Below are 14,527 nucleotides of genomic sequence, written 5' to 3'. Positions count from 1 at the left end.
TTGAGCATACGTTCGCTTTGATCACGGTTGCGGGGCACTGTCCGGCAGGAGGGGGCCGTACGCGTCGAGCGCGCGCAGCACCTCCGCCTCCCGGGCCGGCGGCAACTGCACCACGACCTCCTCGACGCCCAGTTCGGCGTAGTGGGCGAGCTTGCCGGGGGTGGGCTGGACGGCGTACGGGACGACCTGGAGGGCGGCCGGGTCACGGCCCGCGTCCGCCCACACCGAGCGCAGCACGGGCAGCGCTTCGGAGAGCCCGCGCCCGCCGATCGGCAGCCAGCCGTCGGCGTACTCGGCGATGTGCGCGAACAGCTTGGGCCCGGCGGCCCCGCCGATGAGCGTGCGGGGGCCGGTGACCGGGCCGCGCGGCTTCCGCACGGGCTTGGGGTGGGCGTAGCTGGCCTGTACGGCGCCGAACTCCCCCTCGTACGCGGTCGGCTCCTCGCTCCACAGCGCGCGCATCAGCGCCATCCGGTCCCGGACCAGCTCCCGGCGGGTCCGCCAGGTCACGCCGTGGTCGGCGGCCTCCTCCACGTTCCAGCCGTAGCCGAGTCCGAGGGTGAAGCGGCCGCCGGACAGGTGGTCGAGGGAGGCGATCTGCTTGGCGAGGTCGATGGGGTCGTGCTGGGCGACGAGGGTGATGCCGGTGCCGAGCGCCAGCCGCTGGGTCACGGCCGCTGCTTGGGCCAGGGCCACGAAGGGGTCGAGGGTGCGGCCGTACTCGCGGGGGAGGTCGCCGCCGGCGGGGTAGGGGGTGGTGCGGTCGACCGGGATGTGGGTGTGTTCCGGGAGGTAGAGGCCGGAGAAACGGCGCGCTTCCAGCTCCTGGGCCAGCCGGACGGGGGTGATGGTCTCGTCGGTGAGGAAGATCGTGACGGAGATACGCATGAGGCATCGTACCGACTGGTCGGTTGCTCGTCAGGGGGCGCGCGCGGGTTCGTCGTGGCCTGTCGCGCCCACGCGGCGGAGCCGCATCTGGATACTGTCCCGCGCCCCTCAGGGCGCCTAACTTGGACCTCGTGACCACCTTGCGCGGCACTCTCCCACCGGGTTCGCCGGACTACGTGTACCTCCCGTTCGAAGTAGCGCCGGGAACAGCGGAGTTGCGGATCTCCTACACCTACGACAAACCCCCCGTCCCGCCCGGTACCCCCGGCAACGCCCTCGACATCGGGCTGTTCGACACACGCGGTACCGCACTGGGCGGGCGGGGGTTCCGGGGGTGGTCGGGCGGGGCGCGCAGTGAGTTCTTCGTGCGGGCCGAGGAGGCGACGCCCGGGTATCTTCCGGGGCCGCTGACGCCCGGCACCTGGTACGTCGCGCTCGGGCCGTACACCGTGGCGCCCCAGGGGCTGTCGTACGAGGTGACCGTCACGCCGGCGGAGGGGGCGGCCGGCAAGACGCCCGAGGCCGTGTATCCGCCGGACCGGGCCCGGGGGCGGGGCCGGGACTGGTACCGGGGCGACTGCCATCTGCACTCCTGGCACTCCGACGGGCGCCGCACCCCGGCAGACATCGCGGATCTGGCCCGTGCGGCCGGGCTCGACTTCCTCAACAGCTCCGACCACAACACCCACGCCTCGCACGCCCACTGGGCCGACGCGGCCGGCGACGACCTGCTGGTGCTGCTCGGCGAGGAGGTCACCACCAGGAACGGGCACGTCCTGGCGCTCGGCACCGAGCCGGGCACCTTCGTCGACTGGCGCCACCGGGCCCGGGACGGCCGCTGGGCGCGCTTCGCGCGGGAGATCCGGCGGGCCGGCGGTCTGGTCGTACCGGCCCATCCGCACGCCGGCTGCGTGGGCTGCGGCTGGAAGTTCGGGTTCGCGGAGGCGGACGCCGTGGAGGTGTGGAACGGGCCCTGGACACCCGACGACGAGCTGGCGCTGGCGGCCTGGGACGCGGGGCTGGTGGCGTCGGTGCGGGGCGAGCGGGCGTGGCTGCCGGCGATGGGCAACAGCGATGCCCATCGCGCCCCGGACGTGGTCGGGCTGCCCCAGACGGTCGTGCTCGCCGACGGTCTGACCCGGGAGGCGATCCGGGAGGGGCTGCGGGCCGGGCGGTCGTACGTGGCCGAGTCGCGGCACGTCTCGCTGGCGTTCTCCGTGACGGCCGAGGGGGGTGAACGGGCGGGGATCGGGGAGCGGCTGGCGGTCGGGCACGACACCCCGGTGACCGTCCGGCTGGAGGTGTCCGGAGCGCCGCGCTGCTCGGTGCGGTTCGTCACCGACCAGGGCGTGCTGTTCACCGGCGGGCCGCTGCCGGTGTCCGGCACGGGCACCGTGGAGTGGCGCACGGCCCCGGACCGCGCGGCCTGTGTACGGGCCGAGCTGCGGCACGAGACGGCGCTGGGACCGGTGCCCGGGGCGATGGCCGCGTTCACCAACCCGGTGTTCCTGGGGAGGCTGGAAGACGGGAAGCCCGGAGCGGCGCGTTGAGGCGCGCCCGGCCCGCGCCCCCGTTGCGATCAGTCGTGACCCCGGTGGAGGCTGGCATCCTCGTGCCGGGAGAGGACAGGGGAGCCGGAGTCATGTCAGGCCGCGCAGACCGCAAGCACCGCGTCGTGACCCGCGTCCAGCGGTACGTCGCCAACCCGCTCAACCGGCGCCTGCCGTTCCAGACCCTGCTGGAGACCACCGGCCGGACGTCCGGTCTGCCCCGGCGGACCCCGGTCGGCGGGCGCCGGGCCGGGAACTCCTTCTGGCTGGTCTCCGAGTTCGGCCTGAAGTCGCAGTACGTGCGCAACATCCAGGCCGACCCCACGGTCCGGGTCCGCATCGCCGGCCGCTGGCACCACGGCACCGCCCACCTCCTGCCCGACGACGACCCCGTGGCCCGGCTGCGCACTCTGCCCCGCCTCAACAGCACGGCGGTACGGGCGTTCGGCACGGACCTGCTGACCGTACGGGTGGACCTGACGGACTGAGCCCCGTCGCCCACCGGTCTCTCACCCCGGCCACACCAGGGACTGCACCTCGCTGTACGCGTGCAGGGCGTACACGCCCACGTCCCGGCCGACCCCGCTCTTCTTGAAGCCGCCGAACGGGGCCTCCATGTTGCGGCCCACCGTGTTGATGCCGACGCCGCCGGCCCGCAGTTGCCGCGCCACCCGGAAGGCGCGGGCGACGTCGCCGGACCAGACGTAGTCGATGAGGCCGTAGTCGGAGTCGTTGGCGAGGGCCACGCCTTCGTCCTCCTCGTCGAACGGGATCACCACCACCACGGGCCCGAAGATCTCCTCCCGCGCCACCCGCATGTCGTTCGCGCAGTCGGCGAGAAGGGTGGGTGCGACGAAGAAGCCACGCTCCAGGGGCGGCCGTTCGCCGCCCGCGACGACGACGGCGCCTTCCTTCCGGCCGAGTTCGATGTACGACTCCACGCGCGCCCGGTGCCCGGCGGAGATCAGCGGGCCCACGACCGTGTCCGCAGCCGCCGGGTCCCCCACCTTCAAACGGCGGGCGTAACCGGCCAGTTGCTCCACCAGACGGCCGTACACCCCGCGCTGGGCCAGCACCCGGGTCGGGGCCGTGCAGATCTGGCCGCTGTAGAAGGAGAACGTGGTGCCGATGCCGGCGACGGCCGAGGCGAGGTCGGCGTCGTCGAAGACGAGCGCGGCCCCCTTCCCGCCCAGCTCCATCAGCTGCCGTCTCATGTCCCGCCCGCACACCTCGCCGATGCGCCGCCCGACGGCCGTGGACCCGGTGAAGCTGACCATGTCGACGTCACCGGAGGCCACCACGGCCTCCCCCACCGACACCTCCCGCCCCGAGACGACGTTCACCACGCCCGGCGGCACCCCGGCCGCCTCCAGCGCCTCCGCCATCCGGTAGACGGAGAGGGGGTCCTGCGGGGCGGGTTTCACCACGACCGTGTTGCCCATCGCCAGCGCCGGGGCGATCTTCCCGGCCGGGTTGGCCCACGGGTTGTTGTACGAGGTGACGCAGGTGACGACCCCGACGGGCTGCCGTACCGCCAGCGCGCCCATCACCCCGGCCTTCCCCATCGGTCCGGCCTCGTTGATCTGCGGGACGACGGCCCACTCGGCGGGCTCCACGCGCGCGTACCGGCGGAAACGGGCGGCGGCCACCCCGACCTGCATCGCGCGGGCCGTCCCGGTGGTCGCGCCGGTCTCGGCCCGGGCCAGGTCGGCGTACGGCACCAGCCGCTCCCGGATGATCTCCGCGGCCCGCCCGAGCAGCGCGGCCCGCTCCTCCGGCCGGGTCCGCGACCACGCCCCGAACGCCTCCCGGGCCGCCGCGCAGGCCGCCCGCGCCTGCTCGGGGGAGGCCTCCGGCGCCCAGCCGACGGTCTCCTCGGTGGCCGGGTCGGTCACCGGGTAGTACCCGGCGTCCGGCGCCACCCACCGGCCGCCGACGAACAGCGGCTGCCCCTCGCCCACCACATGCGCACCACCCGCACCCACCGCGTGCCCGCCGCCCGCCCCCGCCGTGTGCCCGCCACCGGCACCCGCCACGTGCTCGCCGCCCGCGCCCGGGTGCCCGCCACCGGCACCCACCGCGTGGCCTCCGGCCGCACCCACCACATGCGCACCACCCGCACCCGCCGCGTGCCCGCCGCCCGCACCCACCGCGTGCCCGCCACCGGCACCCACCACGTGCCCGCCGCCCGCACCCACCACATGCGCACCACCCGCACCCACCACGTGCCCGCCGCCCGCACCCGTGTGCCCGCCACCGGCACCCACCATGTGCTCGCCGCCCGCGCTCACCGTGTGCTCACCGTCCGCGTGTCCCGCCCGGACCGCAGCACCCGGCCCGGTACGGCCCCGGTCACCACGTCGTCCCGGATCGCCTCCACGCCGTTGACCCACACGGCCCGCACCCCGATCGCCCGGGAGTCCAGGCGGGGGCTGTCGCCCGGCAGGTCGTGCACGAGGCGGGCCGGGCCGGCGTCGATCCGCTCCGGGTCGAAGAGGACGAGGTCCGCGTGCCAGCCCTCCTTCACCCGTCCCCGCTCCCGCAGCCCGAAGAGCCGCGCCGGGTCGTCCGTCAGCATCCGCACCGCCCGCTCCAGACCGACCAGCCGCCGCCCGCGCAGACAGTCCCCGAGGAACCGGGTGGTGTACGGCGCCCCGCACATCCGGTCGAGGTGGGCGCCCGCGTCCGAGCCGCCGAGCAGCACGTCCTCGTGCTGCCAGGTCTCGGCGCGCAGCGCCCAGGACGCCGGGTCGTTGTCGGTCGGCATGGGCCACAGGACCGTACGCAGCTCGTCGTGGGCGCAGATCTCCACCAGGCAGGCGAAGGGGTCCTGTCCGCGCTCGGCGGCGATGTCCCGCACCACGCGTCCGGTGAGCCCCCGGTTGGCCTCGCTGTAGGTGTCCCCGATGACGTACCGCCCGAAGTCCGTGAGCCGCCTGAAGACGCCGGCCTCCTTCGACCCGGCCCGCCGCAGCATCCCGGCGCGCACGGCCGGGTCCCGCAGCCTGGCGATGCGCTCGGGCACGGGCAGCCCCAGGACCGGTCCCCATCCGGGTATGAGGTTGAGGGCGCAGAAGGTGCCGAGGGACATGTTCATCGGGGTGAGGATCGGCATGGTGAGCGCCACGACCCGCCCGCCGGCCTTCCGGGCCCGCTCGCTCGCGCTCAGCTGCCGGGGCACCCGCTCCGGGACGGCCGCGTCGATGGTGAGCACGTTCCAGTTCAGGGGGCGCCCGGCGACGGCGCTCAGCTCGGCCAGCAGATCGATCTCGGCGTCGCTGAACTGGTCCAGGCACCCGGCGACGATCGCCTCGATCTGCGTCCCCTCGTGCTCCCCGACGGCCCGCGCCAGCGCCACCAGCTCCTCGGGCCGCGCGTGCCGGGAGGCCACGGGCTGCCCGTCGCCGTCGGAGTGCGTGCTGGACTGCGTGGTCGACAGCCCCCACGCCCCGGCGTCCATGGCCTCGTGCAGCAGCCGGACCATGGCGCCCAGCTGCTCCTCGTCCGGCTGCCCGCCGACGGCATGCGGCCCCATCACGTACCGCCGCAGCGCGCAGTGCCCCACCATGAACCCGGCGTTCACGGCGATCCGCCCCTCCAGCGCGTCCAGGTACTGCCCGAACCCGTGCCAGGTCCAGGGCGCCCCCTGCTCCAGCGCCACCAGGGACATCCCCTCGACCTTGGACATCATGCGGCGCGTGTAGTCGGCGTCCTCGGGGCGGGCGGGGTTCAGCGGGGCGAGGGTGAACCCGCAGTTCCCGGCGGCCACGGTGGTGACCCCGTGGTTGAGCGAGGGCGTGGCGTACGGGTCCCAGAAGAGCTGGGCGTCGTAGTGGGTGTGGGGGTCGACGAAGCCGGGGGCGAGGACGAGTCCGGCGGCGTCTTCGCTGGTGCGGGACCCTTCCGTGACCTTTCCGATGACGGCGATCCGTCCGTCGCGGATGCCGACGTCGGCGGTGTAGCCGGGCGTGCCGGTGCCGTCGACGACGGTGGCGCCCTTGACGAGGTGGTCCAACATGCCGGGAACCCCCTTACACAGCCTGCCGGAACCTGGTGGTCCGGTGCACCGGATCCGTGTCGATCTTCGGGATGACGTGCTCGCCGATGAGCCGGATCGTCCGCAGCGTCTCCTCCTTCGGCACCCCCACCGGCAACCCGAAGCTCAACTGGTCGGCGCCCGCCTGCTCCCACCGCTTGCACTGCCGCAGCACCTCGTCCGGGTCCCCGCAGATCAGCAGCTCCTCCTCGATCAGCAGCTCCACGAACTCCGGCGTGTACGCGGGCAGCGTCTCGGGCCACACCGGGAACCCCTCCGGCCGGGGGAACGTGTCGTGGTACCGGAAGACCAGCGAGGGCAGATAGTGCAGCCCGCCGCCCACCGCGGTCTCGATCGCCTCGGCGTGCGTGGGCGCGCAGATCGCGGTCGTCGTCACCATCACGTTGTCGTTGACGAAGTCCCCCACCGGCTCCGCGTCCACGATCGCCGTCTTGTACTGCTCCAGCACCCACTCCATGTCGGAGACCTTCTGGATGCTGAAGCCGAGCACCCCGAGCCCCTTCTTCGCGGCCATGGCGTACGACGGCGGGGACCCGGCCGCGTACCACATCGCCGGGTGGGACTTCCCGTACGGCTTCGGGAGGACCTTCCGCGGCGGCAGCTGCCAGTGCTTGCCCTGGAAGCCCGCGTACTCGTCCTGGAGCCACATCTTCGGGAACTCCGCGATCGTCTCCTCCCAGATCTCCTTCGTGTGGTTCATGTCGGTCACGCCCGGTATGAACCCGAGGATCTCGTGCGACCCGGCGCCCCGCCCGCTGCCGAACTCGAAGCGGCCCTCGCTGAGGTGGTCCAGCATGGCGACCTTCTCGGCGACCTTCACCGGATGGTTGACCGGGGCCAGCGGGTTGAAGATCCCGGAGCCCAGGTGGATCCGCTCGGTGGCGTGGGCGAGGTAGCCGAGGAAGACGTCGTTGGCGGACAGGTGGGAGTACTCCTCCAGGAAGTGGTGTTCGGAGGCCCAGGCGTACTTGAAGCCGGACTTGTCCGCCTGGATGACGTACTCGGTCTCCTCCATCAGCGCCTTGTGCTCGGCCAGCGGGTCGGTCTCGGCGCGCTTGCCCACGTATCCCTGTACAAAGAGCCCGAATTCCACGGCGGTTCACCGTCCCCAATCGTCTGACAGCCCGTCAGATACCGTTCGTCGGCCGACTGTCGCACCGGCCGTCTCCACCGTCAATAGCTGACGGACAGTCAGCTCACGCTTCAGATGACGCTGACCCCCGCCAGCCAGCCGCCGTCGATCACGAACGGCTGCCCGGTGATGTACGAGGAGTCGTCCGAGGTGAGGAAGAGGGCGAGCCGGGCCACCTCCTCCGGCCGGCCGACCCGGCCCAGCGGCACGAGCCCCCGGTACAGCTCGTCCAGGGCCCGGCTCATCTCCTCCGGGTCGGCGTCCGGATCCAGCCGGGCCGGATTCGACATCGCGGTGTCGACGGCGCCCGGGCAGATGGCGTTGACCCGGATCCGCCGGCCCGCCAGCTCCAGCGCGGCCACCCGGGTCAGCCCCAGCACGGCGTGCTTGGTGGCGGCGTACGTCCCCACGGCCGCCATGCCCGCCAGCGCGGTGTAGGAGGCGGTGTTGACGATCGTGCCCCCGTCCGCCAGCTCCGGCGCGACCGTCTTGATCCCCAGGAAGCAGCCGACCTGGTTGACCTGCACGACCTGCATGAACTCGTCCAGCGGCGTGTCCACGAGGGCGTTGAAACGCAGGATGCCCGCGTTGTTGACCAGCCCGTCGACGCGCCCGTACGCCCGTTTGACGGCGGCCACGGCCTCCCGCCAGCCGTCCTCCGCGCCGACGTCGAGATGGACGTACAGCGCCCCTATCTCCTCGGCGAGGGCCTTCCCCTGGTCGTCCAGCACATCGGCGACGGCCACCCGCGCGCCCTCCGCCCGGAACAGCCGCGCCTCCTGCTCACCCTGCCCGCGCGCCGCCCCCGTGACGATCACGACGCGTCCGTCCAGCTTCCCCATGCCGTACTCCTCACAGATCAGGAGCCACTTCGGCTCCGAAGGCCGCCATCTGGTCGGTGAGTTCGGTGCGGCTGCGGCTGCGGAACCGCACCTGGATCTGGTCCACGCCCATCGCGCGGTACGCGCGTAGGGACTCGGCGAGCGCCCGCGGGGGACCGCTGACCGTGCGCCGCCCGGCCTCCCAGGCAGGCGTGCCCACGTACAGGGGCTCGGTCAGGGCGCCCACCGTGTAGGGCCCGTCGAGGCCGGCGTCCTCCCGCAGCCGCCGGATCCGTTCGATCCGCGCCGGCAGCCGTTCCCGCGGATCCCCCTGCGGCAGCCAGCCGTCGCCCTTCAGCGCGGCCCGGCGGACGGCGGCGGGCGAGGAGCCGCCGACCCACAGGGGGACGTGCGGCTGCGCGGGGCGGGGGCGCTGGCCCAGGCCGGCGAAGTCGTAGTGCTTCCCGTGGTGCTCGGGGAACTCGTCGGGTCCGAGGGCGGCCCGCAGGGCGTCGATGCTCTCGTCGAGCACGGCCCCCCGCCGCTCGAAGTCGACTCCGAGCACCTCGAACTCCTCCCGCACATGCCCGGCCCCCACCCCGAGGACCAGCCGGCCGCCCGAGAGGTGGTCGAGGGTGGCGTACTGCTTGGCGGTCAGCAGCGGGTGCCGGAGCCCGACGACGGCCACATGGCTGAGCAGCCGTACCCGCTCGGTGACGGCGGCCAGGTGGGCGAGGGTGGCCACGGGGTCGTACCAGACCGTGCTCATGGCCGGGGCCAGGCGGCGCGGGACGGCGACGTGGTCGCAGCAGGCGACGTACGCGAACCCGGCGTCGTCCGCCGCCCGCGCCACCGCGACCAGGTCCTCCGCCCCGGCCCCGGTCTCCCACTCCTCCGTGTACAGGGTGCTCTGCGACTGGACGGGCAGCTGGATGCCGTACGCCAGGGAGGTCACGCCCGCCACAGCCCTTCCTCGGTGAGCCCCAGCAGCTCGATGGCGTTCCCGCGGACGATCCGCTCGACCACGTCGGCCGGCAGGTGCCCCATCTGTGCCTCGCCCACCTCGCGGGACTTCGGCCAGGTGGAGTCGGAGTGCGGGTAGTCGGTCTCGTACAGGACGTTCCCGACGCCGATGGCGTCGAGGTTCCTGAGTCCGAAGGCGTCGTCGAAGAAGCAGCCGTGGACGTGCTCGGCGAACAGCTCGGACGGCGGCCGGGTGACCTTGTCGGCGACCCCGCCCCACCCCCGGTTCTCCTCCCACACCACATCGGCGCGCTCCAGGATGTACGGAATCCAGCCGATCTGCCCCTCCGCGTACATGACCTTGAGTCGCGGGAAACGCTCGAACTTGCCGCTCATCAGCCAGTCGACCATCGAGAAGCAGCAGTTGGCGAAGGTGATGGTGGAGCCGACGGCGGGCGGCGCGTCGGCCGAGGTCGAGGGCATCCGGCTGGACGACCCGATGTGCATGGCGATGACGGTGCCGGTCTCGTCACAGGCCGCTAGGAACGGGTCCCAGTCGTCGGTGTGCACGGACGGCAGGCCCAGGTGCGGGGGTATCTCGGAGAAGGCGACGGCCCGCACGCCGCGTGCGGCGTTCCGCCGCACCTCCCGCGCGGCCAGTTCGGCATCCCACAGGGGGATGAGCGTGAGCGGTATCAGCCGGCCCCGCGCCCGCGCCCCGCACCACTCCTCCACCATCCAGTCGTTGTAGGCGCGGACGCAGAGCAGGGCGAGTTCCTTGTCGGCGGCCTCGGTGAAGGTCTGCCCGCAGAAGCGGGGGAAGGTGGGGAAGCAGACGGCCGACTGGACGTGGTTGACCTCCATGTCGGCGAGGCGGGCGGGCACGTCGTACGACCCGGGCCGCATCTGCTCGTACGTGATCACTTCCAGCCGGACCTCGTCCCGGGCGTACCCCACGGCGGTGTCGAGACGGGTCAGCGGCCGGCGCAGGTCCTCGTACACCCACCAGTCGCCGACGGGTCCCTCGTCGCTGCCCGGCGTGCCCATGACCGGCTTGAACCGCCCGCCCAGGAAGGTCATCTCCTTCAGCGGCGCGCGCACGATCCGGGGCCCGGCGTCCCGGTACTTCCTCGGCAGCCGGTCCTGCCACACGCCGGGAGGCTCAACGGTGTGGTCGTCGACGGAGATGATCAGCGGGAACTGTGTGGTCTCCATGCCGTTCACCGTAGCGCCGATCTGACGGTCCGTCAGCTCTCGGTGTCGGCGGCCGGCATGCGGAGAGGTTGTGAGGGCTCTGTGCACCCAGGTGCGACCCTCTGTGATCGGCGTCTCCCACGGCTGACGCAACCGCCCCGAACAAGGCAAACTGACGGGGTTGTTCGTGATGCCGAGGGGGACGAACGCATGGACGGTGGGCCGCGAGTACCCGAGCAGCGGCGTGCCGGCTCCGCGCCCGTCGCGGAGCCCGGCCCGCTGCGCTTCGGCGTGCTCGGTCCGGTGCGGGCCTGGCGCGGCGAGGAGACGCTCAGTACGGGCTCCCCCCAGCAGCGCGCCCTGCTGGCCGCCCTGCTGCTGCGCGAGGGCCGTACCGCCACGGCGGCGGAGCTGATCGACGCGCTGTGGGGATCCGAGCCGCCGTCCCAGGCACTGGCGGCGGTCCGCACCTACGCCTCCCGGCTGCGGAAGGTGCTGAGCCCCGGCGTCCTGGCCAGCGAGTCGGGCGGGTACGCCGTCCGGGGCCTGCGCGAAGGCGCCCTGGACCTGGCGGTCGCCCAGGACCTGGCGGCGGAGGCGGAGAAGGCGCGGGGCACCGGGGAGCTGGGCCGGGCCCGGTCGCTGCTGAACCAGGCCCTCGACCTGTGGGACGGCGAACCCCTGGCCGGCGTCCCCGGCCCGTACGCCGAGGCCCAGCGGGCCCGCCTGGAGGAATGGCGGCTCGGCCTGCTCGAAACCCGCCTGGACCTGGACCTGGAACAGGGCTGCCACGCGGAGGCGGTCTCGGAACTGACGGCCCTGACGGCCGCGCACCCGCTCCGGGAGCGCCTGCGCGAACTCCTGATGCTGGCGCTGTACCGCAGCGGCCGCCAGGCGGAGGCCCTGGCGGTGTACGCGGACACCCGCCGCCTCCTGTCGGAGGAGCTGGGGGTCGACCCCCGCCCGGGCCTGAGCGAACTCCAGCAGCGCATCCTCCAGGCGGACCCGGCCCTGGCGGAGCCGTCCGCCCCCGTGACGGAGCCGACGGCGACCCCGGTCCGACCGGCCCAGCTCCCGGCCTCCGTCCCCGACTTCACGGGCCGCTCGTCCTTCGTCTCGGAACTGACGGACGTCCTGTCCTCGGCGTCCGAGGCGGAGGGCAGGGTGATGGCGGTCTCCGCCCTGGCCGGCATCGGCGGCGTCGGCAAGACGACGCTGGCGGTGCACGTGGCCCACCGGGCCCGTACGGCCTTCCCCGACGGCCAGCTGTACGTGGACCTCCAGGGCGCGGGCCCCCGCCCGGCGGAACCGGAGACGGTGCTGGGCTCCTTCCTGCGGGCGCTGGGCACGGCGGACGCATCGATCCCGGATTCGCTGGAGGAGCGAGCGGCGTTGTACCGCTCGGTGCTGGACGGCCGCCGAGTCCTGGTCCTGCTGGACAACGCCAAGGACGCGGCCCAGGTACGGCCCCTGCTCCCCGGCACCGAGGGCTGCGCCGCCCTGGTCACCTCCCGCGTCCGCATGCTCGACCTCGCCGGCGCCCACCTGGTCGACCTGGACGTCATGTCCCCCGACGAGGCGCTCGCCCTCTTCACGAAGATCGTGGGCGAGGAACGGGTGGCGGCGGAACGCGAGGCCGCGCTGGACGTGGTCGCGGCCTGCGGCTTCCTCCCCCTGGCGATCCGCATCGCGGCCTCTCGCCTGGCGGCACGGCGGACGTGGACGGTGTCCGTCCTGGCGGCGAAGCTGGCGGACGAGCGGCGCCGGCTGGACGAGCTGCAGGCCGGAGACCTCGCGGTGAAGGCAACCTTCGAACTGGGCTACGGGCAGCTGGAACCGGCCCAGGCTCGCGCCTTCCGCCTCCTGGGCCTGGCCGACGGCCCGGACATTTCGCTTGCTGCTGCCGCCGCGGTCCTGGACCTCCCTGTGGAGGAGACGGAGGACCTTCTGGAGTCCCTGGTGGACACATCGCTGCTGGAGTCGGCGGCGCCTGGGCGCTACCGCTTCCACGACCTGGTCCGGCTGTACGCGCGAGCTTGCGCGGAGAGGGACGAGTGGCCGCCTAGTGAGCGGGAGGCGGCTATGTCTCGGGTGCTGGACTTTTATTTGGCTACGGCGGCTCGGGTTTATGCGATGGAGCGGCCGGGGGATCGGTTGGTCGATGATTTGGAGGGCACTCGGTATCCGGGTCTGCGCTTCACCGAAGGGGCGGCGGCCCTCGACTGGTTGTACACCGAGGCGGGGCCGCTGCTGGCTTGCGTGCGGCAGGCGGTGGGGACGCGGAGGTTGCGGCGGGCAGTGGACTTGCTGTGGGCCGCCAAAGATTTGACGGAGTCTGGGGCGAACTCGCATCAGTACGAGATGATGGCCAGGGCGATGTGCGAGGCGACGCGGGATGCGGGGGATGCTCGCGCCGAAGGAAGGGCGCGTACGACCCTCACCAACGTACTTCTGGTCTCCGGCCGGATTCAGCAGGCGTCAGAGGCAGCGGAGCTCGCCATGCAGCTTGCGGAATCCGCCGGAGATGCCACTGCCGTCAGCTGGGTGGCGAACGACCGCGGCCTCATCTCATTGCACCAAGGGCGATTCCATGACGGAAGGGCCTTCTTCGAGCAGGCGATCGAGGGCTATCGGGACGCTGGCAACAGGCTCGGCCAAGCGGTCACACTCGCCAACCTCTCACGCGCCTATCTGGGGATGGGCAAGGTCACGAAAGCCGTCGAGATCGCTCAGCACGGGCTAGCCGTACACGCTGAAATAGGCCGGCCGATGCGCCGCGCCAACGCACACTTCGCCCTGGGCCTGGCCTTGACCAAGGCCGGACGGCATACCGAAGCCCTCAGCCAGTTGTCCGACGCTCAGGACATCTTTACGGAGCACCGGCAGCGACTTTGGGTGGGAAACACGCACTTCCGGATCGCCGAGGTGCATCTGGCAGCCCAAAGTCCGGCGCAGGCAGCACAACACGCGGAGCAAGCCCTGGCTCTGGGCTGTGTAGGCGGCGACCGGATGCGCGGTAACGTCCTGACGCTCCTCGGACGGGCTCTTTCGGTCTTGGGACAGGCCGACCGGGCCAAAGCCTGTTGGCGGGAGGCACTGAATCTCTACGAGCAGAACGGAGCCGAGGAGGCTCAGGTAGTGCGCGGTCTCCTCGCCCCCGCTACTGCGTGATCGAAGTAGGTCACGTCGGGCCCGTCTCCGACGTTCAGCAATCGTTTATCTCTGCCGGGCAGTCTTCTTCTTGTCGAACCGTCGCGTCGGGGGGCAGGCGGTTCGAGCAGGAGCCAGACCGGCTAGTGTGCGGCTCCGAACGCCCGTCCGGCAGCCCTCGGGGGAGCTTCCGGATGGGCGTTCCTCACTCGTCACCACAGCAGAGGAACCAAGGCCCATGAGCGACCAGAAGAAGGCATCGGACGTCACTCCGCTCGACAACAGCATGCCCGTGCCGCCGACATCGGACGAGGCGATCACCACGCTCGACAACAGCATGCCCAGCGAGCCGGCCAAGGACTCGACCATCACCACGATGGACAACAGCATGCCCGCCCCGCCGGCCCTGAACCTGGACGGCAACAAGTAAGCCACCACCCCGACGGGGATCGGCCGCGGCGGCGCGGAGGGGGAGCCGTCGCGGCCGAGGTGTGTGCGGGGCAAGATCCAGCCGTTCTGCGGCGGGAACTGTTCGAGCCCATCGAACAACTCCCGCCTCATTAGTTAACGTCGAGCCCGCCGATGCCGGTTCAACAACGGGAGGACGCTATGACGCTCACCAAGAAGGTTGTGGCCACCGTGGCTCTCATCCTCGGAGCCACCGCCGCTGCTGCGAGCCCTGCGCTGGCGGACAATCACTCGCCGGTGAGCCCGGAGAACGGCCAGGCCACGGTCGTCACCCCGCAGGACAGCCACGCGCCGTGACACGGCA

The 14,527-nt window shown here is 72.4% G+C and carries 12 protein-coding genes; 5 read left to right on the top strand and 7 right to left on the bottom strand.

All coding sequences use genetic code 11. From position 1 onward, the window contains the following. Window positions 1-21 precede the first annotated feature (21 nt). The gene (locus tag AB0L21_RS03120) at window positions 22-888 is read right to left on the bottom strand and encodes an LLM class F420-dependent oxidoreductase (RefSeq protein WP_365781901.1); all 867 of its coding nucleotides are present in this window, start codon (window positions 886-888) and stop codon (window positions 22-24) included. A gap of 131 nt (window positions 889-1,019) precedes the next feature. Between AB0L21_RS03120 and AB0L21_RS03115 the strand changes: the two genes are divergently transcribed. Beyond that, window positions 1,020-2,438 carry a CehA/McbA family metallohydrolase gene (locus tag AB0L21_RS03115; protein ID WP_365781899.1) on the top strand — a complete coding sequence of 473 codons (1,419 nt, stop codon included), beginning with the start codon at window positions 1,020-1,022 and terminating at the stop codon, window positions 2,436-2,438. A 92-nt stretch (window positions 2,439-2,530) separates the two neighbouring features. Beyond that, window positions 2,531-2,926: a nitroreductase/quinone reductase family protein gene (locus AB0L21_RS03110; protein ID WP_365702386.1), complete on the top strand. Its 396-nt coding sequence runs from the start codon at window positions 2,531-2,533 to the stop codon at window positions 2,924-2,926. Window positions 2,927-2,947: 21 nt separating this feature from the next. Here AB0L21_RS03110 and AB0L21_RS03105 read toward each other — a convergent pair whose 3' ends face one another. The 6 genes from AB0L21_RS03105 to AB0L21_RS03080 all read right to left on the bottom strand — a co-directional run bounded on the left by AB0L21_RS03105 (window position 2,948) and on the right by AB0L21_RS03080 (window position 10,626). Continuing rightward, window positions 2,948-4,399: an aldehyde dehydrogenase family protein gene (locus AB0L21_RS03105; RefSeq protein WP_365782038.1), complete on the bottom strand. Its 1,452-nt coding sequence runs from the start codon at window positions 4,397-4,399 to the stop codon at window positions 2,948-2,950. Between the two features lie 326 nt (window positions 4,400-4,725). Next, complete coding sequence (locus AB0L21_RS03100) at window positions 4,726-6,456, bottom strand: D-aminoacylase (protein WP_365781897.1); 1,731 nt, start codon at window positions 6,454-6,456, stop codon at window positions 4,726-4,728. Window positions 6,457-6,469: 13 nt separating this feature from the next. Further along, entirely contained in the window at window positions 6,470-7,588 is a 1,119-nt protein-coding gene (locus tag AB0L21_RS03095; RefSeq protein WP_365702382.1) for an LLM class flavin-dependent oxidoreductase, read from the bottom strand. A 110-nt stretch (window positions 7,589-7,698) separates the two neighbouring features. Continuing rightward, window positions 7,699-8,469 (bottom strand): SDR family oxidoreductase, encoded by a 771-nt coding sequence (locus AB0L21_RS03090; RefSeq protein ID WP_365781895.1) that lies wholly within the window; start codon window positions 8,467-8,469, stop codon window positions 7,699-7,701. A 10-nt stretch (window positions 8,470-8,479) separates the two neighbouring features. Then, on the bottom strand, window positions 8,480-9,412 hold the full coding sequence (locus AB0L21_RS03085) for a TIGR03619 family F420-dependent LLM class oxidoreductase (protein WP_365781893.1): 933 nt from the start codon (window positions 9,410-9,412) through the stop codon (window positions 8,480-8,482). After that, a complete protein-coding gene (locus tag AB0L21_RS03080) occupies window positions 9,400-10,626 on the bottom strand; it encodes an amidohydrolase family protein (protein WP_365702376.1) in 1,227 nt (408 codons plus the stop codon). The genes AB0L21_RS03085 and AB0L21_RS03080 overlap by 13 nt, the downstream gene beginning before the upstream one ends. A 189-nt stretch (window positions 10,627-10,815) precedes the next feature. On the opposite strand from AB0L21_RS03080, the gene AB0L21_RS03075 reads away from it, so the two are divergent. The 3 genes from AB0L21_RS03075 (at window position 10,816) to AB0L21_RS03065 (ending at window position 14,520) form a co-directional block, all read left to right on the top strand. Further along, window positions 10,816-13,776, top strand: a complete 2,961-nt coding sequence (locus AB0L21_RS03075; RefSeq protein ID WP_365781891.1) for a BTAD domain-containing putative transcriptional regulator — start codon at window positions 10,816-10,818, stop codon at window positions 13,774-13,776. Between the two features lie 217 nt (window positions 13,777-13,993). Continuing rightward, window positions 13,994-14,185 carry a hypothetical protein gene (locus AB0L21_RS03070; RefSeq protein WP_365781889.1) on the top strand — a complete coding sequence of 64 codons (192 nt, stop codon included), beginning with the start codon at window positions 13,994-13,996 and terminating at the stop codon, window positions 14,183-14,185. A gap of 179 nt (window positions 14,186-14,364) precedes the next feature. Beyond that, window positions 14,365-14,520: a hypothetical protein gene (locus AB0L21_RS03065; RefSeq protein WP_365781887.1), complete on the top strand. Its 156-nt coding sequence runs from the start codon at window positions 14,365-14,367 to the stop codon at window positions 14,518-14,520. Window positions 14,521-14,527 lie beyond the last annotated feature (7 nt).

This window comes from Streptomyces sp. NPDC052721 (assembly GCF_040678315.1).
GTDB lineage: Bacteria > Actinomycetota > Actinomycetes > Streptomycetales > Streptomycetaceae > Streptomyces.
This window is presented reverse-complemented; position numbering and strand designations above follow the sequence as displayed.

What these genes read in the sequence shown, in the direction of transcription:
- AB0L21_RS03075 (WP_365781891.1), top strand. Translation starts at nt 10,816, where the DNA reads ATGGACGGTGGGCCGCGAGTACCCGAGCAGCGGCGTGCCGGCTCCGCG.
- AB0L21_RS03100 (WP_365781897.1), bottom strand. Translation starts at nt 6,456, where the DNA reads ATGTTGGACCACCTCGTCAAGGGCGCCACCGTCGTCGACGGCACCGGC.
- AB0L21_RS03065 (WP_365781887.1), top strand. Translation starts at nt 14,365, where the DNA reads ATGACGCTCACCAAGAAGGTTGTGGCCACCGTGGCTCTCATCCTCGGA.
- AB0L21_RS03080 (WP_365702376.1), bottom strand. Translation starts at nt 10,626, where the DNA reads ATGGAGACCACACAGTTCCCGCTGATCATCTCCGTCGACGACCACACC.
- AB0L21_RS03070 (WP_365781889.1), top strand. Translation starts at nt 13,994, where the DNA reads ATGAGCGACCAGAAGAAGGCATCGGACGTCACTCCGCTCGACAACAGC.
- AB0L21_RS03090 (WP_365781895.1), bottom strand. Translation starts at nt 8,469, where the DNA reads ATGGGGAAGCTGGACGGACGCGTCGTGATCGTCACGGGGGCGGCGCGC.
- AB0L21_RS03110 (WP_365702386.1), top strand. Translation starts at nt 2,531, where the DNA reads ATGTCAGGCCGCGCAGACCGCAAGCACCGCGTCGTGACCCGCGTCCAG.
- AB0L21_RS03120 (WP_365781901.1), bottom strand. Translation starts at nt 888, where the DNA reads ATGCGTATCTCCGTCACGATCTTCCTCACCGACGAGACCATCACCCCC.